At 52.6% G+C, this 24,175-nt stretch carries 17 protein-coding genes and 4 pseudogenes; 11 read left to right on the top strand and 10 right to left on the bottom strand.

All coding sequences use genetic code 11. The features are described 5' to 3' along the window. Positions 1-6 precede the first annotated feature (6 nt). Positions 7-1,062: a flavin-containing monooxygenase gene (locus E6C60_RS01375; protein WP_138224121.1), complete on the top strand. Its 1,056-nt coding sequence runs from the start codon at positions 7-9 to the stop codon at positions 1,060-1,062. 101 nt (positions 1,063-1,163) lie between these two features. On the opposite strand, the gene E6C60_RS01370 is transcribed toward E6C60_RS01375, so the two are convergent. Beyond that, positions 1,164-1,523 carry a winged helix-turn-helix transcriptional regulator gene (locus E6C60_RS01370; RefSeq protein ID WP_397331199.1) on the bottom strand — a complete coding sequence of 120 codons (360 nt, stop codon included), beginning with the start codon at positions 1,521-1,523 and terminating at the stop codon, positions 1,164-1,166. A 208-nt stretch (positions 1,524-1,731) separates the two neighbouring features. On the opposite strand from E6C60_RS01370, the gene E6C60_RS01365 reads away from it, so the two are divergent. Then, positions 1,732-2,946: an MFS transporter gene (locus E6C60_RS01365; RefSeq protein ID WP_138224119.1), complete on the top strand. Its 1,215-nt coding sequence runs from the start codon at positions 1,732-1,734 to the stop codon at positions 2,944-2,946. Positions 2,947-3,090: 144 nt separating this feature from the next. Further along, entirely contained in the window at positions 3,091-4,266 is a 1,176-nt protein-coding gene (locus E6C60_RS01360; protein WP_138224118.1) for an acyl-CoA dehydrogenase family protein, read from the top strand. A gap of 144 nt (positions 4,267-4,410) precedes the next feature. Here the strand turns inward: E6C60_RS01360 and E6C60_RS01355 are convergent. After that, positions 4,411-5,046: pseudogene (locus tag E6C60_RS01355) on the bottom strand (BCCT family transporter); the annotation flags it as partial. Between the two features lies 1 nt (position 5,047). Next, a pseudogene (locus E6C60_RS01350) lies at positions 5,048-5,812 on the bottom strand (transposase); the annotation flags it as partial. A gap of 557 nt (positions 5,813-6,369) precedes the next feature. On the opposite strand from E6C60_RS01350, the gene E6C60_RS01345 reads away from it, so the two are divergent. The 3 genes from E6C60_RS01345 to E6C60_RS01335 are packed head-to-tail and all read left to right on the top strand — an operon-like array spanning position 6,370 to position 8,347. Then, positions 6,370-6,732 (top strand): helix-turn-helix domain-containing protein, encoded by a 363-nt coding sequence (locus E6C60_RS01345; protein WP_138224116.1) that lies wholly within the window; start codon positions 6,370-6,372, stop codon positions 6,730-6,732. After that, the gene (locus tag E6C60_RS01340) at positions 6,726-7,592 is read left to right on the top strand and encodes an ImmA/IrrE family metallo-endopeptidase (protein ID WP_138224115.1); all 867 of its coding nucleotides are present in this window, start codon (positions 6,726-6,728) and stop codon (positions 7,590-7,592) included. The genes E6C60_RS01345 and E6C60_RS01340 overlap by 7 nt, the downstream gene beginning before the upstream one ends. After that, positions 7,589-8,347, top strand: a complete 759-nt coding sequence (locus E6C60_RS01335; protein ID WP_138224114.1) for a hypothetical protein — start codon at positions 7,589-7,591, stop codon at positions 8,345-8,347. Before E6C60_RS01340 ends, E6C60_RS01335 begins: the two co-directional genes overlap by 4 nt. Before the next feature lie 203 nt (positions 8,348-8,550). Here the strand turns inward: E6C60_RS01335 and E6C60_RS01330 are convergent. Further along, positions 8,551-8,925 (bottom strand): annotated as a pseudogene (locus E6C60_RS01330) (transposase); the annotation flags it as partial. Between the two features lie 167 nt (positions 8,926-9,092). Between E6C60_RS01330 and E6C60_RS21535 the strand changes: the two are divergent. After that, a pseudogene (locus E6C60_RS21535) lies at positions 9,093-9,573 on the top strand (helicase C-terminal domain-containing protein). Positions 9,574-9,613: 40 nt separating this feature from the next. Here the strand turns inward: E6C60_RS21535 and E6C60_RS01315 are convergent. After that, on the bottom strand, positions 9,614-10,102 hold the full coding sequence (locus E6C60_RS01315) for a hypothetical protein (RefSeq protein WP_138224112.1): 489 nt from the start codon (positions 10,100-10,102) through the stop codon (positions 9,614-9,616). Between the two features lie 241 nt (positions 10,103-10,343). Here E6C60_RS01315 and E6C60_RS21530 point away from each other — a divergent pair, with 241 nt between their 5' ends. Next, the gene (locus E6C60_RS21530; protein WP_138224111.1) at positions 10,344-10,604 is read left to right on the top strand and encodes an integrase core domain-containing protein; all 261 of its coding nucleotides are present in this window, start codon (positions 10,344-10,346) and stop codon (positions 10,602-10,604) included. Between the two features lie 564 nt (positions 10,605-11,168). Here the strand turns inward: E6C60_RS21530 and E6C60_RS01305 are convergent. Genes E6C60_RS01305 through E6C60_RS01295 form a run of 3 tightly spaced genes read right to left on the bottom strand, consistent with a single transcriptional unit; the run spans position 11,169 to position 16,628 of the window. Next, positions 11,169-13,373 (bottom strand): DEAD/DEAH box helicase, encoded by a 2,205-nt coding sequence (locus E6C60_RS01305; RefSeq protein WP_138224110.1) that lies wholly within the window; start codon positions 13,371-13,373, stop codon positions 11,169-11,171. Then, positions 13,370-14,725: an ATP-binding protein gene (locus E6C60_RS01300; protein ID WP_138224109.1), complete on the bottom strand. Its 1,356-nt coding sequence runs from the start codon at positions 14,723-14,725 to the stop codon at positions 13,370-13,372. The genes E6C60_RS01305 and E6C60_RS01300 overlap by 4 nt, the downstream gene beginning before the upstream one ends. A 7-nt stretch (positions 14,726-14,732) precedes the next feature. Further along, the gene (locus E6C60_RS01295; RefSeq protein WP_138224108.1) at positions 14,733-16,628 is read right to left on the bottom strand and encodes a TerB N-terminal domain-containing protein; all 1,896 of its coding nucleotides are present in this window, start codon (positions 16,626-16,628) and stop codon (positions 14,733-14,735) included. A gap of 209 nt (positions 16,629-16,837) precedes the next feature. On the opposite strand from E6C60_RS01295, the gene E6C60_RS01290 reads away from it, so the two are divergent. The 3 genes from E6C60_RS01290 (at position 16,838) to E6C60_RS01280 (ending at position 21,258) form a co-directional block, all read left to right on the top strand. After that, on the top strand, positions 16,838-17,539 hold the full coding sequence (locus tag E6C60_RS01290) for a M50 family metallopeptidase (RefSeq protein ID WP_138224107.1): 702 nt from the start codon (positions 16,838-16,840) through the stop codon (positions 17,537-17,539). 235 nt (positions 17,540-17,774) lie between these two features. Further along, on the top strand, positions 17,775-19,565 hold the full coding sequence (locus tag E6C60_RS01285) for an ABC transporter ATP-binding protein (RefSeq protein ID WP_217496365.1): 1,791 nt from the start codon (positions 17,775-17,777) through the stop codon (positions 19,563-19,565). Continuing rightward, positions 19,525-21,258, top strand: coding sequence for an ABC transporter ATP-binding protein (locus E6C60_RS01280; protein ID WP_138224105.1), 1,734 nt, complete (start codon positions 19,525-19,527; stop codon positions 21,256-21,258). The genes E6C60_RS01285 and E6C60_RS01280 overlap by 41 nt, the downstream gene beginning before the upstream one ends. A 946-nt stretch (positions 21,259-22,204) precedes the next feature. On the opposite strand, the gene E6C60_RS01275 is transcribed toward E6C60_RS01280, so the two are convergent. Both E6C60_RS01275 and chrA read right to left on the bottom strand, forming a co-directional pair. Then, positions 22,205-22,597 carry a DUF4181 domain-containing protein gene (locus tag E6C60_RS01275; RefSeq protein WP_138224104.1) on the bottom strand — a complete coding sequence of 131 codons (393 nt, stop codon included), beginning with the start codon at positions 22,595-22,597 and terminating at the stop codon, positions 22,205-22,207. Between the two features lie 220 nt (positions 22,598-22,817). After that, positions 22,818-24,032 (bottom strand): chromate efflux transporter, encoded by a 1,215-nt coding sequence (chrA, locus tag E6C60_RS01270; RefSeq protein WP_138224103.1) that lies wholly within the window; start codon positions 24,030-24,032, stop codon positions 22,818-22,820. Positions 24,033-24,175: the final 143 nt, after the last annotated feature.

Raw genomic sequence — 24,175 nt, 5'->3', positions numbered from 1 at the left:
CTGCAGATGAATACACATGTGGATATCTTTATTATAGGGGCAGGCCAGGCGGGATTAGCCGCCGCCTACCATCTGAGTAAGACAACGATAAATTTCCTGCTGATCGGGCAAGAATCACGCATTGGAGATCCCTGGAGACAGAGATATGACTCTCTGATCACCTTTACTCCCCGTGCCTACAATGCGCTGCCCGGTCTTTTGCTGGAGGGGAATCCGGACGGCTGCAGCAGCAAGGACGAGATTGCCGATAGCCTGGAGCAGTATGCTCGGCATTACGGCTTCCCGATGCAGCTGGGTGTTAAAGTTCAGAGACTGGAGCGGACAGCCGCTGGATTTGCAGTCACTACGAGTCAAGGTGAGATTCAAGCACGACAGGTCATTGTGGCGACAGGCCCTTTTCAAAAGCCGCACCTTCCTCCCTTTGCTCAGCAGCTATCCGAAAATATCCGCCAAATGCATACCTCGGAATACGTAAACCCCTCCTCCCTTCAGCAAGGCAACGTTCTGATCGTTGGGGCAGGCAATTCCGGTGCACAGATCGCCGCGGAGCTGTCTTTGGAGCGGGAGGTTCATCTCTCTGCAGGGCAGCGGCTGAAATTCATGCCGCTTACTTTTTGGGGTAAAAGCATGTTCTGGTGGTTGAATCACAGTGGCGTGCTTCGTGCCTCCGCTGACAGCCCGGCAGGCCGATGGCTTCGCGCTAAAGGCGATCCCATTTTTGGCACAGAGGTGAAGCGTGCGTTAAGGTCCGATGCCGTCACTATCAAGCCGAGGACCGTAGCAGCCAAACAAGATGTGATGCTCTTTGAGGATGGCACCCAAGCCGTGTATCCCAACATTATATGGGCTACCGGATTTCGGCCTGATTACGGCTGGATAAAGGTTCCCGGGGTGCTGGATGGCGAGGGCAGGCCCCTGCACCAGCGCGGGGTCTCTTCGGTCCAAGGCTTGTTCTTTCTGGGGCTGCCATGGCAGCAACGCAGAGATTCCGCACTCCTGGGAGGAGTGGGACGCGATGCAGAATACATTGTGCAATGGATCAGGAAAAGCCGCCGAGACTGAAGGCAGGAGCACCCGCATTAGAGTTTATCCTTAGTCTCACCGCCCGGTCCATCCTGCTGAGTGCATTTGGTGATTACGGCTGAGCCCTCCCGCCGGTAAAGTCACGATGAAGTTCCTGCAGTCTGAGGCTCTCCCTCCGTCATCAAGGTCTGGCCCGTCTTCTTCATATGGCACTCTCCCCAGGCGCACATCGTATCCAGGATCGGCTTCATCGACCAGCCGTACTCCGTTAAGGAGTACACCACCTTGGGAGGCACCTGTTCAAAAATCTGCCGCTTCAAAAGCCCCGCCTCCTCCAGCTCTCGCAGCTGCTGGGTCAGCATTTTCTGGGTAATGCCGGGCATAAGGCGCTTCAGCTCACTGGTGCGCTTTTCCCCCTTATCCAGATGGCATAAAATAACGACCTTCCATTTTCCTCCGATGACCTCCAGGGTCGCTTCAACCGGTATATTATAGGCCACAAGCCTCGCCCTCCTCATTTCGTATACTCTGATATGTGAAGTGCACCTTTCTCGAGCCTGCAAAAAACATAGGTACTTAAAGGTGCCTACAGTACTTTAAAGTGCGTACTTACCTCTGACATTCTACCGCCCTATAATAGCATTTGTCCGCCGGATGTAAAGCATTCGGGGCTTGGACAAATTTGTTATATCAGGAGGCTTCCTCTATATGAACTCTAGTAGTAACCCTGCAGCCCTGCCTGCTTCAAAAGCCGGGACCCCCTCATCCCGTTGGGCGCTGTTCGCGCTCGCCGTCAGTGCATTCGGCATTGGAACGACCGAATTTGTGCCGGTGGGACTGTTATCTTCCATCGCAGACGATATGAGCATCCGGATCACCTTGGCCGGCCTGCTCATCTCCATCTATGCGGTCGGTGTCGCTGCCGGTGCACCCGTGCTGACGGCATTGACGAACCGGATGAGCCGCAAAAGCCTGCTGCTCTCCCTGATGGTGCTGTTCATTGTAGGCAACACCGCCGCTGCCTTGTCGCAAAGCTTTGCGCTTCTGCTTACAGCCAGAGTCGTTACAGCATTTGCACACGGCGTATTCTTCTCGATCGGCTCAACCATCGCGGTCCAGCTCGTTCCTGCGGAGAAAAAAGCCAGCGCCATCGCTCTCATGTTCACAGGTCTGACCGTCGCCACCGTGACCGGCGTGCCTCTGGGCACATATATTGGTCAGGGCTTTGGCTGGAGAGCTACTTTTGCCGGTGTAGCGGGACTTGGCGTTATCGCCCTCCTTGCGCTATCCGTGCTAATTCCAAAGAATTTGAAGCAGCCGCCTCCAGCCAAGTTCCAGGACATGCTTCGGCTGTTGACTCATCCCTCTATTCTGACCGGACTTGGCATGACAGCCCTTGGCTACGGAGGAACCTTTGTCGCTTTTACCTACCTGACTCCGATGCTGCAGGATGTCGTCGGACTCAAGCCCTCCGCCGTAGGTATTGTACTGCTTATTTATGGCCTTGCCGTTGCTGCCGGTAATGAGATCGGCGGACGATGGGCAAACCGGAATCCGGTGTCAGCCCTCCGTTACATGTTCATCATCCAGGCAGCTGTGCTCATTCTGATGTCTCTCGTTATCCCGTTCCGAGTCGCAGGACTGGCGGCAGTGATCCTGATGGGACTGTTCGCCTTCATGAACGTGCCGGGCCTGCAGCTGTACACGGTGCAAATGGCTGAGAAGTATGTGCCCTCGGCTGTTGACGTAGCCTCGGCGCTGAACATTGCCGCATTCAACGTCGGGATCGCTTTAGGCGCCACCATCGGGGGGATCGCCGTGGATACGATTGGCATCCGGCATACGCCTTGGATCGGCAGCCTGATGGTTCTTGCCGCCGCTGCCCTGGCGATTCATGCCACCCGGCAGTCTGCAAAAAGATAGCACAAGCGCCTCAAGCATTCCCTCTTATGCTTACAGCGTGCTTCTCCCGGCGCGCGGGGCAGAGAGACCGGGTGTCCCGTGCAATGATATTTCCCTTTGTGGTATTATGTGTACGAATCCGATTGGAATGCTAGGAGGGACGCCATGAGCTTGTTACGAGAGCAATATATCCGGAATGATGTTGAACGAGAGCGCCTCAAGAAGGTGCGGGAGCTGGCCATGCGGTTTGCGAAGCGGGCTCCGAAGCATGATGAGGAGGGCTCTTTTCCATTTGATAACTTTGAAGATCTCCGCCAAGGCGGCTACAACGGGCTAACTGTGCCTAAGTCACACGGCGGAGAAGAAATTTCATTATATGAGCTGGTGCAGGTTCAAGAGTGCCTTGGCTGGGGCGACGGCTCCACGGCGCTCGGCTTTGGCTGGCATCTGGGCCAGCTTCTGCATCTGCGCACGAGCGGTAAATGGCCGGAGCCTCTGTTTGAAGAGCTGTGCCGGGATGTCATTCAAGAGGGCTCCCTCCTGAATGTGTTCGGCAGTGAAGCCGGCACGGGCAGCCCAAGCCGAGGCGGCAAGCCTGCCACCACTGCAGAACGTATCACAGGAGGCTATAGAGTCAACGGCCGCAAGACCTTCAGCACTCTTTCACCTATACTGGACCGTTTTGTCGTCACTGCGACGGTCACCCCGGAGGACACCGTGAGTGAATTTCTGGTGAAACGCTCCGAGGCCGTGAAGGTCATTGAAACCTGGAATACGATGGGGATGCGCTCGACCGGCAGTCATGATGTGGTGCTAGAAGAGGTTTTTGTTCCTGAGGAAGCACGCATCGTAACCGGAAGCGGCACCGATGACGGCAGCGGGTGGCTACTCCATATTCCGGCCTGTTATGCCGGAATCGCGATGGCTGCAAGAGACTTTGCCGTGGAATTCGCAGGCACCTACTCCCCGAACAGCCTTCCCGGACCGATCGGAGAGGTGCCGACGGTACGGCAGCTCATCGGGCAGATGGAGGCCGAGCTGCGCACTGCGCGGTCTGTGCTTTATGAAGCGGCGGCTGTCTGGGACAGACAGCCCAAGCTGCGGCCCGGCCTGCGCCCGCAGCTTGGGCTGGCCAAGCATGTCGTCACGAACCGCGCGCTTCAGGTCGTAGACCTCGCCATGCGGATTGTCGGCGGAACCAGCCTCTCCAAGGCTTTGCCGCTGGAGCGTTACGCCCGGGACATCCGGGCGGGCCTGTTCAATCCGCCTATGGATAATATGCTGCTGGACCAGCTCGCTAAAGAAGCGCTGGGAGAGTTTGGCCGCAGCAGCGCACTATAAATATAAGCCAGCAGGCAGTCGTAAAGACCATGCCCTGCTGGCTTGGTTAAATGTAAAGCAGTTCTTCACTGACCTCGCCCGGCGGCGGGGTTTTTGCTGTTCCATTAGATTGACACGTCCTGCGTCCTGCACATTGCTCAAGGCTCACCGCTGCTTCCTGCTCTTATTGACGGCTTCCTCCAGCCGCTTGAAGCGTTTCACGTCGGCCTTGCGGATCGGCAGCGGTTCTCCCTTGAACATGCGGATGACTGCAATCACCAGCAGCAGCAAGATGATCGTGAACGGCAGTGCCGAGATCAGGGAAGCGGTCTGCAGCGCTTCAAGGCCTCCGGTATAAAGGAGCACGCCTGCAATGGAGGCCATCAGAATGCCCCAGACCATTTTTACATAAAATGGGGGATTTAGGCTGCCCGAGGTCGTCATGCTGGACAAAATATACGTCGCCGAGTCCGCCGAAGTGATGAGGAACGTCAGGATCAGAAGGAGAGACAGCACATGTACGATACCTGACAGCGGCAGCAGCTCAATCAATTCAAAAAGCGCTGTCGATACGTCATGATATACGGCTGTAGCAATGCCTGCATTCTGGTTCATATCGAGCCACAGCGCGGTTCCGCCAAACACCGCCATCCACATACAGGCAATCAGCGGCGGCACAACCATAACTCCCAGAATAAACTCCCGGACGGTCCGCCCCCGGGATACGCGTGCGACAAAGGCACCGACAAACGGGGACCAGGCAATCGCCCACGCCCAATAAAAAATCGTCCACTTGCGCACCGATGATCGCTTCGAGCTTCTCCCGCGCTTCATTCAGCAGGTTCAGATCTGTGGGATATGCTACATCCGCTGGCGCGCAAGTGGCATCTACCAGTATGGTCCCTTGATTTTGCAAAGCTGTCGCTTCTGATACTGTCGATACCAGATGCGCTTCAGAAACAGACGTTGTCGCTTCAGGACTCTCTGGCATTGCGGCCGTCTGGGGTGGTCCTGCTTTTGACGATTCATCCGACGCCTCCACAAACATCGTTTGCTGTTCGGCTTGAACGGCAGGGACTTCCTTCTTCGAGCGCTTTACTTTTCCTTGACCACCGCCGCTTGCGTCATTGCTGTCATCATCGTCTTTTGTTTCCTTCGCGCCCGTGGAGGCGACGAGCTCGTTCAGTTCAGCCAGCACTTCCGTCAAGCGCTTTCGGAAATGCGTCATCATGGAATGATGGAACGGCTGCTTCATCGCGAATCCGGGCAGACCGATGAAGTATTGCATATAGGGATTTTCACGAATCGATTCCAAGGTTTCTCTATCCGTCAACTGCATACGCTCTTGAATGATTCATGCACCAAGCCCCATCCGCAAACTGATCGTTTGTCGACCGCGGAGCGTGTCTTTGAAAAACTGTCCGTACTTTTTCTCGGCTTCCACCCAAGGCACCAACCGCGCCAACTGAACCCAGCGATTTTCTTCGTTCAGTTTCCCTCCGAAAGGGAGAAAGAAATCGCCTGGCATGATCAATTGATTTTCGAGATACGCGGTCGGTTTGAACACTTCCATCACTCCATCTGCAAAGTTTTTGCTGTACTTTCGATGCATTCCTTTGCATATGAATTCGACACAAAGCACCAAAAGCCCTTGTTGTTATGCGGTTTCTAGCGATTTTATGAGCGTTCAGCAAGCCCTAATTATAGCCTGCAATTACTTTTTGCGTGGCAAGACTGACATCTGAAGGTCCAATCCTGGCTGAAGAATCCGTAATTGTGCGATTTAACATTCCTGTCAAGTTGCATTATAAATTCATAGAACATATGAGTCATTTGTGAATCCATTGGAAACATTAATTGAATAAAGGTAAAATGGCAACCCACCAAATCAATCAACTGTTTTCGTTAAATTAATGGTCACAAGGTATAGTTAAAGTTAAAGAAGCACGTCAGTGCTTTTTCTAAGGGTTGTAGAAAATTCAACATAATTCACTTTAATAATTATAAATAATGAACAAATGACTCCACCTATTGATATACGAATTGTATAATTCATTAAATTAACTTGTTTTAAAAATATACATAAAGTATAATTTATTTATAAATAGTTTGGAGGGATCTAAAATGAGCATCTCACTCACAAAACTTTCCGAAGTTGTACATCATAAACGTAAAAATGTACGAAAAATTACGTTAGAGGAATTGAGCGGGGAGACCAATATAAACAAAGATACATTAAGCCGTATAGAGAATGGCCGTTTTTATCCAAGTATTGAACAATTGAATATTCTTATGGAGGCCCTACGTTTTTCTTTAAAAGATATTGAGGAAAATCCGGATGAGAAGAAGGTATTTCTTGCGATGATGGGCAGCGCAACAACTGAAATTGAACGTGTAAACTTCGATAAAATGATTTCTATGATGCTTTGCCTCAGAAAACATGATCGTTTGAGAAAGAGACAGAGAGAGGAAATGACTTCGTGTTAACAAAAGAAGATCTTTATACCATTGAAGAGCTTGCTAAAGAAAAACGTAGAGTCCTGGAGCTCGGTATGGGGCCGTTAGGAGATAACCTTTTCAAAGTTATACGAACATTGGGCATTCAGCTGATCCAGATTCCGTTTTTGAATGAAGGAGAAGAATCTGATAACCCTCTTGCAGCTCTGTATCTCTCTTCCAAAGAAGAGGATGGATACTCGATTTGTTATATCGGTTTGAATACAACAGATTATTGGGATAAACAAATTTTTGCACTAGCTCATGAATTATATCACCATTTCGAATCTTCAGACCCTTTTGTTTTATGTAGAGGCCTTGATCATTCAAGTGATATCAGGGAATTAAAGGCAAACCGATTTGCTGCTGAATTTCTCCTTCCTACAGAAAAACTTGTACATGAGGTTAAGGAAAAGAACAAAGGCAATCAAGATTTAAAAGGTTGGCCTACAAATGCATTGCTGCGCCTAATTGCGGAGATACATTGTGATTACCGGTTACCTTTTAAAGCAATCGTTCGTCGTTTACAAGAAGTTGGGGCAATCTCGAAAACTGTACTTGAGAACCTCTTAAAAATTGATGCAAGAGATCACGAAGGCATTTATTATACTCTTGGCTCAAATATAAACTTAAAAGCTTTCCAACAACTAAATACCAGAACCAATCTATTTGGAGCTGAGGGAGAGAATTTAGGAAAGCTTATTGAGAATTATGAAGAAGGAAAAGTATCACTCAGTGAACTTTCAGACGATTTAAATTTATTTGGAAAGTCCTTGGATGACTATAAGTTAATGGAAGAAGCCGACTTCGATGATGATCTGGCCCTCCTATTTAAGGAGGAGGAGGATTGAGAGTCAATGTAATCGATCAAAACCCAGCTCTTGTTTCGCTTATTAATGACTATACTCAACAGATACCTCTCGATGCTAATTTCTTCATTTCTTTTGATCGTTCAAACACAGTCAAAGGTTCATTTGCTATCCCCTTTAAATCATTTCAAAAGTTTTGGCTTGATCCGCTTTTTCTTACTTTCCCTTATCTATCCATCCATAGAGTGGTTATTAATGAACTTGTAAGTAGTGACTCAAGAAATTATGCTCAAAGTCGAATAGATCAGGGCCATCTTATTGTTATGGAAGATAGCGAATTTGATTCGGATACAGAAATTTATAGACAGTCCTTTGAAAAAGCGATAGCTGCCCATACTGCCTATGAACCTGAGTTAGATAACGCTGATGATCGTGGTGAAGTTAAGTCTTTAGCCTATATCGCTACAAAACCACTTAACTTTTTTGCCTCTCATGATTCGAGAGCGTTGAGACTATTAGAATCACCAACCAAAGAAACAATTGGGCTGTCAAATGTTGGGGCAATTGAGATTTATGAACTTTTGTACTATTTACGGCGGATGGAAATGGTACAACCTGAAGATGGCGTAAATGGTTTGAAAATGATTTATAAATATTTATATTATCTTACTAAAAAGGAAAAACTGGAAAATCCCAATTGGGGAGAATTCTATCAGCTAATGGATGGTTTATATGCATCCGAAATTCAAAAAAGCACTGGTAACCCTACTCCTTACAGGTCTTTTATCGATGGATAGACCCCCCCCATTTAGAGTCGCTATTCTAGCGACTCTTCGTATTATTAGGTCAGCCAGAGATTTTCTCGTTGGCCTAATTAGGGCTTGCTGAACGATTCTTTATCCAGCCTTCAGAGCTAGGCGTCCACGAGACTGCATCGTGAAAATGAGGAAAAAATAACGCGGAGCCTACGTTCTAAGTTCATCACCAGAAGCTGTAGCGTAATCACCGATTCACTTGTCTTTGCAAGGCGTGCGCGAATACAATGATGGAACGGCTGCTTCATCGCGAATCCGGGCAGACCGATGAAGTATTGCATATAGGGATTTTCACGAATCGATTCCAAGGTTTCTCTGTCCGTCAACTGCATACGCTCTTGAATGATTCATGCACCAAGCCCCATCCGCAAACTGATCGTTTGTTGACCGCGGAGCGTGTCTTTGAAAAACTGTCCGTACTTTTTCTCGGCTTCCACCCAAGGCACCAACCGCGCCAACTGAACCCAGCGATTTTCTTCGTTCAGTTTCCCTCCGAAAGGGAGAAAGAAATCGCCTGGCATGATCAATTGATTTTCGAGATACGCGGTCGGTTTGAACACTTCCATCACTCCATCTGCAAAGTTTTTGCTGTACTTTCGATGCATTCCTTTGCATATGAATTCGACACAAAGCACCAAAAGCCCTTGTTGTTATGCGGTTTCTAGCGATTTTATGAGCGTTCAGCAAGCCCTATTTAGACTTGGACAGTACACCCCTTACGAGTTATGTGCAGATGACAAGCTTCCATAGCTTGCTGAATGATTGGTTAGCCGAGCAGGATATAAAGCCACTGTTACATACCCGTGATGTAAATCGGGAGACTCTGCCAAGTGATTTTAAATCTTCAGAACGGGCCGTGCTGTTTGGGGCAGAAAGTTTTTGGGAGGGGGTAGATGTTCCAGGAGACGATCTTATCTGCGTGGTAATCGTCAAGTTGCCGTTCTTCGTACCTAGTCGCGGCAAGGTGCCTGAAGATTGTAGAGGTTGGTGGGAATGACTTTGAGGAGTTTATGCTCCCGAATTGCATTCTGAGGTTGAAGCAAGGCTTTGGTAGACTCATCCGGACAGTGAACGATAGGGGCGCTGTGGTAATCCTGGATAACCGAATAGTAACCGCGAGGTTTGGCCAGAACATTCTTAAGAGCCTACCTGCTGCTACAATATCAAGAAATTTAAGTGATGTAATGAAATATACATGCAAAATCTAAGGCCGTACACATGTTGTGTATGGCTTTATCGCCTTTTCATCTATCTTGTAGCTTGATTACCAACACTAATTTCAATGTCATTTTCTATAATGATTCTGTTATTACGTACAGAGAAAAAAATTGTCTTTATATTAGCTTTTTTATTTCCATCAATGCTTGGGGTTTCGGCACTAATATCAATCTGGTAGAGAGTATCATTAATCAGTTTTTCTAATTCAATTGTTTCTACAACTTCTTTGTTCATGGAGAGATACTCTTTAAAAAATGTATCAGTTTGTATAGGTTTGGGTAAATTTTTTATCTTACGAGTGAATAGGGTATACTTTCCTGTTATTTCACGAGTTTCTTCCCGGTTTAAAGAAACGCGAATGTTTAACTTGGTACTTTCATTCGATACGAGATCCGATGGGAAGCTTCCTTGAATAACAATTGTATCTTCTGTAGGCCCTGCTGGTTGTGACTTCTCACTGCAACCTATTATTGTTACTACGACAAGGAGAAGAAACATGCCAAAGTACTTTAGCCTCATGACGATTTATCTCCTTTCGAGGAGTGTAGCCGATATGTAAATCACATATCGGCTACTCCTATTTTAGAAATACGTAATAGAGTTTTGTTTTATAGATTCTTTTGCATTCGTGCTATATCCAAGGCCTTTCCATTTCGACCAATACTCGCTAAATGTATTTACTTTTGCGTTATACATCGCCTTATAGATTGAACTGAACGTGAAGTTATAAGTATCCGTCCCATCGTTTGACGAATCATACATGTCCCACAGTGCGCCTATTACCCGTCCTTCTACACTATCCCCTACGGAGTTTGGTATGGTCCACGAGCGTATTCCACCTAAAACGCTGAACAAAAATGCTCACATCGAGTCCTATCATGCCATCATCGAACTAGAATGCTATCGTCGCAATGAATTCGATACCTATCCGCAGGCTTATGAAATGGTTAGTCAGTTTATTCAAGATTACAACCAAATTCGTCTACATGGTAGCATCTACGACTTCTCTCCCTCCATATGAATGTATACTCCCCATGACCAGTTATACATTCTTTTACAGTTTGGACTGCTGCGCGCCAACAGATTGAATGAGGTTGAGCTTTTAGACACACATATGTACAAAATACCTAATGATAAAATAGTCTGGAAGCAAAATCCTCAAATTTGGCCATTTGGGGCGACGGCATCAGACTAGCTTCTTCAGGATCTGAACCTGTTTACTTCCAAGTTGAGGTTTGAATAAGAAATACTATCCCAAAAATAATCAAAGCCATTAATACAGAGCCCGTCCCTGTTTGATTAATTGTTTCTTCGCCCTTTTTAATGTTCTTAAGAAGTGTGACTGTGTTTATGTACAACCAAACTCCTAAGAAGGGCAAACCAAATAGCAAAAGCATTGTAAGAAAACCGTCCATTATATTCACCTGCCTATAGAAAGTTATAGAGAGGGTCGCTTATGATAGCCACCCTCTGATGAGACCCTATAACTGAATTTATAGAGAGCCATTTCACGTGGATGACGCGCGCCTTTAACCCAGCGGTTATTCTAAAAAACTGCCTGATTATACAGGCAGTTCTCAATCCCTTAATGATCCTTCAAGCCTCGCAGCGCATCACTCAGCCCTTCAAGATCCAGGCCGTCTACGGCAAATGCCGTGCGCAGCAGCTCCGGCTTGACGAATTCATCGTATTTGCCCAAATATGGCGCCTCTTTCGGATCAAGCAGCGACTCGGGCCCGGCGACAAGGCATTCGTCCAGCTCTCCAGCGATGGCATCCATCAGCTGCTCCGGGGTCGTCTTGCCCGCGACCACCATATAATACGGCTCCATGGGTACGATGGACCGCAGGGAGTGGGCGCCAGCAAGATTGTGCTTCAGCAGCCGCTCCAGCGTACGGAATGGCTTGCTGCCCGCCCAGGGAAGGACAAACATGGAGTCTCCCCCCGCAGGTATGACGGTGCTGTTCAGCAGCCCGCTCTCCCGGGCGAGACGCCGGGCCCGCTCCAGCCGCTGCACCGCACCAGGCGCCAGATAAGGATACAGCGTGCTGTCATCGAGAACCTGGCGCATTTTGCGGACGACCCTGGTATGGATGTCTCCGCCTGCACCAAGCCAAAGGGTGTCGACCTTGCCCTTGGACGATTTGACGTACAGCGCCTTATGCCGGGGATCGACCTCCTCCACCTTCCACAGCTTGCCGGCCAGCGAGAAGCAGTAGCCTGGCGGCGGCACGGTCGTGATGGAGCCGATCTCCTCCGACCCGTTATACACGACATGCTCTTCATCGTCTTTGAACACCGCGTAGAAGCGGAAATGGTTCACGATGCGCTCTCCCGTCAGGCCGATAATGAGCGGCCCTTCATCGGTGCGCTGGATATGGTCTGTCTGCAGCAGATAATTCAGAAAATCCCTGTACTCTGCCGCCGTGAAGCCGCGAAAAGCAGGCAGCGTCAGCACCGCCTTCGCCAGCTCGGCCGGCTCGGCTTCCCCCATGCTTTTCAGAATGCTCATCGTCTGATGATACAAGAGCCCGACCGGCTTCTGCCGCAGTGTCAGCGGCTCCACCCACCTCTCGCGAACATACAGCTCAATGACCGCGATCGCGCGCAGCAGCATCCAGGGCATGCGCGCCGGGAGCTGTGCAGTTTCATCCTCTTCCTCCGGACATAGAAACAGCATCTCCGATGCCTGTCCACGTCTGCCGGAGCGCCCCAGCCGCTGCACAAAGCTGGAGCAGCTGTACGGGGCACCGAGCTGCACGACCCGCTCCAGCTCGCCCAGGTCAATGCCCAGCTCCAGCGTCAGCGTGGCGGCGGCTACAGCAGGACCGGGGCCGCTGCGCAGCGCCGCCTCGGCTTCCTCCCGCAGCATCGAGGAAATGCTGCCGTGATGAACATGAAATACATCCGGCTCCTGACGCTTCGCAGCCACCCGCCGCATTTCCAGTGTCGTCAGCTCGGCATCGGAGCGGCTGTTCGTAAAGATGAGCGCTTTATGACGGCGGGTCGTGTCATACATATAATCATAATATGCTTTCTCTGCGTGCTCCCGCTGCTCCGCCTTCTTCTCATCCCGTGCATCCGGAAATGAAAAATGCTCGACGCTGATCCGCAAGCGGCGTGATCCTGGCGGGGACACCACCTCCGCCAGTTCCTTCGTGCCGGCAGCAAGCCAGCCGGCCGCCGTGTCATAATCCTTGAGGGTGGCAGACAGCCCGATACGGCGCGGCGTGCAGGCTGCCATCCGCTCGATTCGGGTCAGCTGGCTCAGCACCTGAATCCCCCGGTCTGCCCCCATAAAGGCGTGCACTTCGTCAATAATGACATACCGCAGGTCGTGAAACAGCGCCGGAATGGCATTCGGGCGATTCATAAGCAGTCCTTCCAGCGATTCCGGTGTAATCTGCAGCACGCCGGAAGGATTTTGCATCAGCTTGGTCTTCTCCTCCTGCGACACATCCCCATGCCAGTGCCATACCGGCACCTCTCCCTCCCGAAGCAGCTCCTGAATCCGCTCAAACTGGTCATTGATAAGTGCCTTCAGCGGACCAATGTACAGAATGCCAACCGAGGACGAGGGGGCTTCATACAGTCCTGTCAGTGCCGGAAAAAAAGCCGCCTCCGTCTTCCCCGACGCCGTCCCCGATGCGATTAGAAGATGATGAGAGGTGTCCAGCAGCACCCGGCAGGCCTCCACCTGTGCTTCGCGCAGGGTGTCCCAGCGTTTGCGGTACATGTATTCGCGGATGAAGGGAGCCAGCCTGTAGAACAGATGACCCTGGCTGCTCATAGCTCAAACTCCGCCAGGAAATCATCACTGTCATCCTCCTGGTTCTCATCGGAGCTGGATTTGGCGCCTGTAGACGCCGAAGTCTGGGCCGGTGAGGACCGCTTCCCGAGCAGCGTGTCAAAATTACTGTCCGGGTGCTGATGCAGCGTATGCAGCAGATCCAGGAAATCCCGGACGACCTCGCGCGGAGTCAGCAGCTCCTCAGCGCCGAGGCGGTTTACCGCATTTTGCATAAAGGCAACCAGCTGCGCATCCTCCAGCGCCGCCGGATATTGATAATGCAGTGCATGAATGTCCCGCAGCTTCTGAAGCAGAATGAGAATCTCTTCATGCGACAGCATGCTCAGCGTAAGAATGGGCGAGCTGTAGGTGCGGTACGACTGCGAGCCGTAGCGCCCGTCGATCAGGCGCGAGCGCAGCGCGTCATAGCTGAACAGCCCCCGCCGCTCATCCTCGACGAACTGAGGCGTACCGCCCAGCAGAATACCAAGATGCCGGGCCTTGCCCTGCATCGTATCATTGAACAGCGTCAGCAGCTTCTCATAGTTGCTTTGGCGGGATACGGTATTCGTGATTTTGTACAGATTGACACCCTCGTCGATGAAGAGCAGCAGCCCCTTGTAGCCAATCAATGCTGTAAATTCCGCCCAAAGCTTCATGTAGTCGTACCAGCTCTCATCATCAATGATCATTCCGACTCCCAGCTCCTGCCGCGCCTCTGTGCGCGTCCGGTATTCCCCCCGAAGCCAGCGCAGCGCTGCCTGCTTGACATCATCATCTCCCAGCTTGCAGCCTTTCCAATACGCCGTCAGCACCTTGGCAAAATCAAAGCCGTGCACTAGGCTCTGCATACTGCCCGTCACTTCAAAAATCCGCTGCTCCACCCTCAGGCTAAAGCCCGGATCATCGGCGGAGATGCCCTCCTTCTGGACCAAGGACTGCTGGATGGCAGAGATCCATTTCTGGAGAATAACCTCCAGCGCTCCGCCGTCCGGTCGTGTCCGGGTGGACAGGTGAGTCATAAGCTCACGGTAGGTGGCAAGACCCTGTCCCTTCGTCCCCACCAGGCGCCGCTCCGGCGACAGATCCGCATCGGCTACGACGAAATCCCGGTCCATCGCATAGTTGCGAAGAATCTGGAGCAGAAAGCTCTTGCCGCTGCCGTACCGCCCGCTGATCAGGCGAAAGGCTGCACCGCCCTCCTGAATATTGTCCATATCCTGCAATAGCGCTTCGACCTCCGGTTTGCGGCCCACCGCAATGTGCTCCAGCCCCACTCGCGGCACGACACCGGCCGTGAACGAGTTCATCAGCGCGGTCGTCAGCCGCCGCGGAATTTTTAACTCAGTCATCTCTTGATCACCTCTTCGTGAAATCCAGCATATCTGCATAATCCTCCAGCAAAGCATCTCCATCTATTAAAAGATCGCCGATCCACTCCATCGCCGCCTCGTTAATCTCATCCAGCAGCAGCTCTGGCATGGATCCGGCACGCTCTGCCGCTGCCTGCCGAGCAGCAGGCCCCAGATTGTGCTTCAGTGCATACAGCATCTCCAGCTGCGGAGGCGTCAGTCTCAACGCCAGCTCCTGCCACTCCTGTCCCAGCTGCTCCGTATTCCAGTGTATCCCGCCATCGGCCGTGTTGTCCCAAGAAGGAGGGACAGGCGCCGCCCCGGCAAAAGATTCGCTCTCATCCGGTGCAGGAGATCCCTGGTCCTCAGACTCCGGCTCTTCCACCATAAGCAGGTCCCGCACGAGATCCGACTCCTGCTGCAGCCGCTGCAGCTTGTCCGGATCAATAGTGACCACGGGCGCCGGCGGCTGGGGCGCTTTCACGCCGGCGCCGAGCGCTTTTTCCAAATAACGTCGGATGAGCTTACCGAGCTCTGGCTCGACACTCACGCCCTTCAGCCGCCCTTTAAAGTGCATCAGCTCTCTCAGCACGTTCTCGGTCAAGCGGACCAGCTGTGTGAGAAACGCCCGGAGAGGGGAATAGGCGGACAGCTTCATATAGCGCACAGTTACCGTGCGTCCAAACAGGCTCTCGTCGTATACTGCCGTCCGGAACAGCGGCCGCTCCGCGTTAATCTCAGGCGGTCTAAAGCGCTCCAGCAGGCGTCCGGCTCCCGTCTTCTCTCCGTAAGCATCTGCCAGAGCAATCACTTTGGGGGCATAGGTCTTCAGCGCCTTACTGCCGGATTCCTGAAAAAAACGGCTCTTCTCGGGATCGACATCCAGCAGCTCCCGAAGCACGTCCCAATTCAGCTCAACGGGACGGGCGCTGAACCGCCGCAGCCACTCCCGCTCCCGAAGCTCGGGCGAGAGGCTGCGGGGGAGCTTGTCCAGGACGTCCGCTTCCGGCAGCTCCAGGCCGTGCACCCGGGCAAAGTCAAACCGCCACTCTCTCAGATAACTGTCGAGCTTACGGTACCGGCCGCGGTAAGCAAGCCAGACCTGATTCAGCAGCTGCCAGCCCTGCTGCGGTCCGCTCCAGCCGATGCCGTGAATTAGCTCATAAATATAGAGAAACAGGTAGGAAAGGTCCGTGTCCGGGTAGCTTCCGGAACGCACCTCCTCCCTCCAGTAGAAATACCAGCGCTCCTGCGGCGGTGACATTTCACTGTACACCGGCCAGTAGCTCTTGAACGGAGTGAAGGGCGCCTGCGGCTCCGCATGCCACTCCAGCTCCTTGGCCCGCAGGTAAAACTGCTGCTCACGCGTGTAATATCTTACACCATCAAAAGACGGGGGCACGCTGGAGGCCGGCAGCGTCGAAACCTCGGGAGAAGGCGGCGTCGGTCGCGTCAGCGCGTGACCAGCATGGCTGGCTGCGCCTGAGGGCTGCTCCCCTGACGGTCCAAAATCCAGCTCCGCCAAGGTAAGCTGTCCTGTGAAAGCCTCTTGGCTGTCGCCCGTGAATTTCTCTGGCTCCCGCAGGGCAGCCTCGGTCTCCTGCATGGCCGCTTCTGTTTCCTGATGCCTGCGTACTGCAGACTCCTCCGGAATTCTCAGCTCCCGCTCTTCGCCGCCCAGCTGAAACTCAGCAAAGGTGAGCTGCAGGTCATGGCTCCGCCATGACTTCACTTTTGGCCCCTCCTGGCGGGAAACTTCGTGTACCTGACCCGGTCCGGGGCTTTGATGCCGCTGCTCCGATCTGGAGCTTTGATGCGGCTGCTCCGACCTTGGGCTCACGCCTCCGCTGCTCTCTCGCTTGGCGTGGCGGGGTCTGCGTTCCGGTTCCTGTGGCTGCGTCACGGCCTCTCACCTCCTTTTTGTCCACTTCGTCTCTCTATTGTACCACTCCCCGCGAGGAGCTGGATTCGTTTGTACAATGACTGTATTGCCGTCTATACTTGATATAGGCGAGCTTCCATGGAACATACGTTCCATTTTATCACAACATGAATCGCCCTGTCTGTATGTTCCACAGCCCATCGCAGACTTCCTGTAGAAAGGATTATGATATGAACAAGTGGATCAAAACGATTCTGTATCTGGTTGGCGCCGCCATCTTGACCCGCCTCATTCCTTTTTCCTCCTGGTTCCGCATTATGGACACCATGGTGCATGAGCTCGGTCATGCGCTCGCGACCCTCGCCTTGTCCGGACGGGTACTGAGCATCGAGCTGAATCCGGATCACAGCGGCGTGACCTACTCCCTTGTAGCACCGGGATGGAAGTCCCTCGTCGTTTCCATGGCAGGATATATTCCGGCCTCCCTGTTCTCTGTGCTGATGTTTTACGTTTATGCCCGCCAGAAGCAGGGACAGGGGCTGCTAGCTATAACCGTAACTGCACTGCTCATGATTATCCTGTTCGTCCGCAACGGCTACGGCATCTGGTGGCTCTCCATCTTCATTGTGATTACCCTTGCCTTCTATTTGATTGGTGGAAAAATCCGAAATGCCTACTATCTCTTACTCGCTTTCCTCTGCCTGGAGGAATCAGTCATGGGACCGGTAACGCTACTCATCTATGGAATCATTACTCCGGCGCGTGCCGGCGATGCGGCGAATCTCGCCCATCAGACCCCTCTGCCTGCAGCCGTGTGGGCGCTGATCTTTTTAGCCTTTGCCCTGTGGTGCGCCAAGCTCGCGCTGCAGCTGTTCTGGGGCAGGCGGTCAGCATCAGGCCGCAGCCTGGACATGAGCGCGCGGCTGCGCTAGCACCGCGCCAGGCGCCCGATCCTCTGCTCGATGCTCCAGCGCAGCAGAGCTACCCTCTTTTTTTGCAGCTGGTTGCAGCTGCCAACCGCATAATGATAGCGCTTAAATTCTCTGTTGACGGAAGTCAAGCGGCTCCTGTAATATGGAATTCACTTGGAATTTATTCGGTGTCATAGCAGAAACTGGGGGGGGTAACCGGGTGGACGCAGCGGGGGATGGTCAAATCAGAAATACCTTGAAGAACAAATGGAGCGCTTATCAAGAACGGAGACAGACCTATTTCTGGGTGCTGTCTTATTTGAAGCCTTACCGCGGGAGTTTGATCGCCCTCATTGTGATGGGACTTGTTCTCGCGCTTGGCGAGATTAGCATTCCGCAATTTTTACGCTATCTCATTGATGTAGTAGTTCCTGAGAAGAGCAACACACTATTTTTCACAGCGCTGGCCGTATTGATCCTTGTTCTGGGATTGATGTTTGCAGCGACGGCCCTTTGCAACATTCTGGAACGCTCGGTGCAGGAGAAGGCCGCCCGGGATTTACAGCTCAGCCTGTTCACACATCTAAGGAAGCTGGGCTTTGCTTACTATGAGCAGCACCCGACCGGAGAAACCCTGTCTCTGTTCAACCACAACCTGACGGCGGTTCAGAAGATCTACACCCAATACCTGCCCCTCATCATCCGGCATCTGCTACTCATTCTGGTACCCCTGGTCATGGTACTCCATATGAACACGAAGCTGACGCTTTTCATTCTTCCATGCTATTTCCTCTACTATTTGATAGGTCCTACTATTGATGGAAAAACAGCGATGTATTTTAAACAGCAAACCCAGGAGCGGGAACGACTAAATCAGAAAATTTATAATTCGGTCAGTTCACTGGTAGAAGTGCGTGCTTTTGGCGCGACCTCCTGGGAAGTGGGGCGTTTTACGGAAACGTATGAGCAATATGCAAAAACCCGTCTCGGCTCCCTGCTCTACCGGCATCTGCAATTCTCTTTTCGAATGACGGCTACAGCCGTCGGAGTCATCCTGATGTACATCCTCGGCTCTCAATCAATTACGAGTGGCAGCATGAGTGTGGGCACTTTCGTATCATTTACCATCTACATATTGATGATCTTCCGCTCGATCGGGCGTTTGACTTTTCAACTGCTGGAGCAAAGCTACTGTATAGGCCAGGCACAGCTATTGTATCAATATGCTCAGCACAAGCCTGTGGTTCAAGAAGACCGAAAGCCCCGGTTCCTCTCTGACATTGCCGGAGCGTTGACGTTCAGCGAGGTTCATTTCAGCTACAGGGGACGTTCACCGGTGATCACGGGATTTACAGCACAGATTCTTCCCGGGCAAAAGACGGCTCTCGTAGGGACTAGCGGCGGCGGAAAATCGACACTGCTCAAGCTGGTAGGCCGGTTTTACGATCCGGATCAAGGCCAGATTCTACTGGATGGCGTCCCCTTGACCGAGCTCTCCCTAAGTCAAATTCGGGAATCGATCGGCATCGTGTTTCAAGAAACGTATCTATTCGGTTTGTCCATCCAGGAAAATATCCGCTTCGGTCGACCGGATGCCTCTCAAGCGGACATCATTGCGGCTGCAAAGGCCGCCTTCATTCATGATTTCATATTGGAGCTGCCAGAGGGATATGACACCTTGGTCGGTGAGCGGGGCATCCGACTTTCCGGCGGCCAGAAGCAAAGAATTGCTATTGCAAGAATGTTTATCAAGAATCCGTCCATCATCCTGTTGGATGAAGCGACTGCCTCACTGGATACAGTCAGTGAAAAAGCGGTACAGCATGCGCTGCAGGCGCTGCTAGCAAGCCGGACCACCATTGCGGTAGCCCACCGGATTTCTACGATCCGTGATTACGATCAGATTATCGTGATTGATCAGGGAAAAGCGGTGGAGCAAGGTACCTATGAGGAGCTTGTCAGGCAGCAGGGCATCTTTTATCAGCTGGTAAAGGGGGAGGAGCTTCATGAAGAGCAGCTTGGCTTGGATATGGCCATTCATACGTAGAAGCAAGGGCTGGTATCTGTTCGGTTTTGTCATTATGATGGCAGAAACGGCCTTTTCCCTTGGGGGAACCTGGGTTCAGAAATGGATCATTGATGATGTTTTTATCGCGGGTGAGACGGAGCATGCCCTGACCTACTTTGTACTGCTGGGGGTTTGTCTGTTTGCGGCTCCTGCACTCTTTACAGCGACAGCCATGGTGCATCACAGAATCGGCTATGCACTGCGCATCACGTTGGGAAAGCTTGTTATGAATCATCTGTACCACCTGCCGCTTTCGCATATTCAGAAGGAACGAAGTGCGCGGTTCACAGATTATCTCGTGAAGGACATTTATACGGTGGGCGGCGGCGTTTCATACCTGATGCCAAAGGCACTGCAGCGTGTAGTGTCCGCGGTCGTGATCATGATCATTATCGGCAGCGTCAGCCTGACGTTGCTGCTCTCTACCACCGTGCTGTGTCTCAGCTTCATGGCGTTGGGACGCTATTTGGGAGAAAAGGTTCGGTCAAGCTCACGTCAGGTAGCCGATCGGAAAACAGCGCTCACTGTACATATGGAAGAAGGTATTGCCGCTACCAAGGAAGTCGTCGCCTTTCACCGGGAAGCCTGGGAGCTGGAGCGGTATCAGCGGTTGTTTAAGCCTTATATGGAAGAAGTAATGAAAGCAGGACGTCTGGAGAACAAGCAAATGATTCTCAGTCAGCCGTTGAAATGGTCTGCCACTTTAGTCGTTCTGGCCTTCGGTGGCTATCAGGTGATGCAGGGCACGATGAGCGCCGGCTTGCTCATCGTGCTATGGCAATATTCCTCGGGCTTAATGGATGATTTCCATATGATTTTTGAGCATGCCATGCAGGGCGCGCGCCTGGTCGGTACCATTGACCGCCTGAAGCGGATTACAGACGTCGAGAAAATGGCGGATGGAAGCCAAGCCTTCACGGAACCGATCACCTCTATGGAGCTCAAAAAGGTAAGCTTCTCCTTTCAAGCGGAGGCGGGGCAGCCCATCCTGCAGGAGCTGGACATGACACTGAAGGTGGGCAAGAAAAATGCCATCGTCGGAGCCAGCGGCGGCGGAAAATCCACCATATCCAAGCTGCTGGCCCGGTTCTATGAGCCAGAGGCAGGGGACATTGAGGTGAACGGTCATTCGCTTTCTCTCCTGCAAAGGCAGGATTGGTCGGAGCGGGTATGCATTGTCCTTCAGGAGCCGTACTTCTTCCCGGAGTCCATCCGCACCAATCTGACGATGGGACGAGCTCACATCTCGGACGAGGAGTTGATGGCGCTCTGTAAGGCCATGTATATTGACGATTTCATCAACTCACTGCCGCTGGGTCTGGATCAGGAGATCGGAGAACGCGGTGTAATGCTCTCCGGGGGCCAGCGTCAGCGTCTTTCACTCGTTCGCGCACTCGCTGCACGGCCAGAGGTGCTCATTCTGGACGAGGCGACCTCGGCGCTGGATTTGGAAACGGAGCGTAAAATTCAGCGCAGCCTGGATACGCTGCGGGAAGGGCTGACAACCATCGTCATCGCTCACAGATTGTCTACGATCCGCAACGCCGACGTCATTTTCGTCATAGACAAAGGTGCATTGGTGGAGGAAGGGAACCACGACATCCTGCTGGCGCAGGATGGGCTGTACCGAAAGCTGCTGCGGGGCGAAGAAGAAGCCACCGGCGTCGCCTGAAAGGTGGTGGAGCAATCCACCGGCCTATGAATGCGAAATACCGAACTCAATCCTGCCATAGCCCCCCACGCGCCAAACGAATGCGAAAAACCGCATTCGTTGCGCCGCTGGGGCGGTTCTGGAGTAAACGAATGCGATAAACCGAACTCGTTGCGCCACTCGGGCGGTTCAGCACCAAACGAACTCGAAATACCGAACTCGTTGCCCCACTCGGGCCGGATCAGCACCAAACGAATGCGAAAAACCAAACTCATTGCCCCACTCGGGCGGTTCAGCACCAAACGAACTCGAAATACCGAACTCATTGCCCCACTCGGGCGGTTCAGCACCAAACGAACTCGAAAAACCAAACTCATTGCCCCACTTGGGCGGATCAGCACCAAACGAACGCGAAATACCGAACTCATTGCCCCACTTGGGCGGTTCAGCACCAAACGAATGCGATAAACCGAACTCATTGCCCCACTTGGGCGGTTCGGCACCAAACGAATGCGAAAATCCGAACTCATTGCCCCACTCGGGCGGTTCGGCACCAAACGAACTCGAAAAACCGAACTCGTTGCCCCACTCGGGCGATTCAGCACCAAACGAACTCGAAATACCGAACTCATTGCCCCACTTGGGCGGTTCAGCACCAAACGAACTCGAAATACCAAACTCATTGCCCCACTCGGGCGGTTCAGCACCAAATGAATGCGAAAATCCGAACTCGTTGCCCCACTCGGGCGGATCAGCACCAAACGAACTCGAAAAAACGAACTCGTTGCCCCACTTGGGCGGTTCAGCACCAAACGAATGCGAAAATCCGAACTCATTGCCCCACTCGGGCGGTTCAGCACCAAACGAACTCGAAATACCGAACTCATTGCCCCACTTGGGCGGTTCAGCACCAAACGAACTCGAAATACCGAACTCGCTCCGCCGCTAGATCTCACCCTGTCGCACTCTACTGCAGCCGGAAGCTCATTAACACCTCCCGATCCGCTGCCAAGGTGGCCCATGCCAGAAACGCAATCAGCAGGAAGGCTATTGTAAAGCTGATCATATGCCGCCGCGTGTGCCGGATATATTTCTTCTCCAGCCAGCCGTTAAAGCATAGGTACAGTGCACCCGCAGCCAGAATACCCTGCATCATTCTGAACGGGTCTATTACAACATTGAAGTCAATCAGCAGGATGCCGAACACAACGGTACCCATCATCAAGGTTGAAGCGATATACCACTTTTTCCCCGCTGTGTCACTCAGCTTCTCATGACGATGCTCGCTCTTGACGAGAATTAGGTTTAAGACGATCGACACTACAGATGTAACGAACCCTACAATTCCAATGACGTTCATGGTTTGTCCTCCTTCTTCCACGCATGGATGACAGCCCTGCTGGACTGCATACCGCCTTCTTATATTAACGTCTCCAGCTTGGCAGAAGTTTGTACCATTTTAGACAGCCGCAGACGATGCCTATGCTAATGCAGGAGCACAGCTTCAGCCGTCTTGCCGCATGTGAAAAGCCCGGCACCGCTTGTACAGCGAGTCCGGGCTTTAAATAACACGAAGTGCCTCAAATCAAAGTCAGCAGCGTGCCGCCAAGCGCTCCCGCGATGACGATCACCCACGGCGGAAGCTTCCAGAAGACGAGCATGAGGAAAAAGACAGCGGCCATGGCAAAATCCGCCGGCGACAGAATCGTCGTCGTCCAAAGCGGATCATAAAGCGCGGCCAGCAGGATGCCGACGACTGCGGCATTGATTCCGACCAGGGCGCCTTGCACCTTGGGGTTGCGGCGCATAGCGTTCCAGAACGGCAGCGTGCCGATAATGAGCAGAAACGCAGGCAGAAAAATCGCAGCGGTGGCGATCACTGCGCCGGAAATGCCACCAGCCAGTGTCCCCAGAAATGCCGCGAAGGTAAACAGCGGGCCCGGCACGGCCTGGGCTGCACCGTAGCCGGCCAGGAAGTCCTCTTTGTTCACCCAGCCCGCCGGTACGACCTCTCGCTCCAGCAGCGGCAGCACGACATGACCTCCACCGAACACCAGCGATCCGGACCGGTAGAAGCTGTCAAACAGCGGCAGCCAGCCGCCGACCGCTCCCTGTCGAAGCAGCGGCAGCGCTGCCAGCAGCGCCGCGAACAGCACCAGACAAAAGAGTGCGACTCCGCGCTTCACGGGGATATTCAGATCCGTGACCTCCGGGGTCTCGGCTTTGCGGTACATCCACAGCCCGAACAGTCCCGCTGCGACAATGATGCCGACCTGACTGAACACCGACTGCCACAGCAGCGCGATAGAGGCTGCCGCGATAGCCAGTGTCGCCCGGCTTCGATCCGGAGCCAGCTTCTGGCCCATCCCGAGTATCGCATGGGCCACGATCGCTACGGCGACCAGCTTCAGTCCGTGAATCCAGCCCGCATTGCCCAGATCCATCCCCTGCAGCAGCAGAGCGAACAGCACCAAGGCCACAACGGAAGGCAGCGTGAACCCGAGCCAGGCGATCAGCCCGCCTACAAGCCCTCCGCGAATGACGCCAATGCCGATGCCGACCTGACTGCTGGCCGGTCCGGGAAGGAACTGGCACAGCGCGACCAGATCTGCATAGCTTCGTTCATCCATCCATTTACGCCGCCGTATGTATTCGTTGTGAAAATACCCAATGTGCGCAACCGGTCCGCCAAAGGACGTCAACCCAAGCTTCGTGGACACCGCCAGTACCTCCAGATAGGTGCCTGCCTTCCCTTTTGACCCGTAACGGGCCGCAGCTTGCTCCTTGCTCTCCATGAGCTCTCATCCCTCCAAATCTTATAGTCTCTCTACCACACTTTATCCACCCACTTCATCACAGCGTCCCGATACCGGCTCTCATAGGAAAGCCAGCGGTCGGTCTACTCATGACACATCCATTTTGTGGGTCCCACACTATC

This window comes from Paenibacillus algicola (assembly GCF_005577435.1).
GTDB lineage: Bacteria > Bacillota > Bacilli > Paenibacillales > Paenibacillaceae > Paenibacillus_AQ > Paenibacillus_AQ algicola.
The sequence above is the reverse complement of the archived record's forward strand: the minus strand, read 5'-3'. Positions and strand labels throughout refer to the sequence as shown.

Bases quoted from the DNA above. Each gene is read 5' to 3' on its own strand.
- E6C60_RS01375 (WP_138224121.1), top strand. From the start codon at position 7: ATGAATACACATGTGGATATCTTTATTATAGGGGCAGGCCAGGCGGGA.
- E6C60_RS01365 (WP_138224119.1), top strand. From the start codon at position 1,732: ATGAACTCTAGTAGTAACCCTGCAGCCCTGCCTGCTTCAAAAGCCGGG.
- E6C60_RS01360 (WP_138224118.1), top strand. From the start codon at position 3,091: ATGAGCTTGTTACGAGAGCAATATATCCGGAATGATGTTGAACGAGAG.
- E6C60_RS01345 (WP_138224116.1), top strand. From the start codon at position 6,370: ATGAGCATCTCACTCACAAAACTTTCCGAAGTTGTACATCATAAACGT.
- E6C60_RS01315 (WP_138224112.1), bottom strand. From the start codon at position 10,102: ATGAGGCTAAAGTACTTTGGCATGTTTCTTCTCCTTGTCGTAGTAACA.
- E6C60_RS21530 (WP_138224111.1), top strand. From the start codon at position 10,344: ATGTCCCACAGTGCGCCTATTACCCGTCCTTCTACACTATCCCCTACG.
- E6C60_RS01305 (WP_138224110.1), bottom strand. From the start codon at position 13,373: ATGAGCAGCCAGGGTCATCTGTTCTACAGGCTGGCTCCCTTCATCCGC.
- E6C60_RS01300 (WP_138224109.1), bottom strand. From the start codon at position 14,725: ATGACTGAGTTAAAAATTCCGCGGCGGCTGACGACCGCGCTGATGAAC.
- E6C60_RS01290 (WP_138224107.1), top strand. From the start codon at position 16,838: ATGAACAAGTGGATCAAAACGATTCTGTATCTGGTTGGCGCCGCCATC.
- E6C60_RS01280 (WP_138224105.1), top strand. From the start codon at position 19,525: ATGAAGAGCAGCTTGGCTTGGATATGGCCATTCATACGTAGAAGCAAG.
- E6C60_RS01275 (WP_138224104.1), bottom strand. From the start codon at position 22,597: ATGAACGTCATTGGAATTGTAGGGTTCGTTACATCTGTAGTGTCGATC.
- chrA (WP_138224103.1), bottom strand. From the start codon at position 24,032: ATGGAGAGCAAGGAGCAAGCTGCGGCCCGTTACGGGTCAAAAGGGAAG.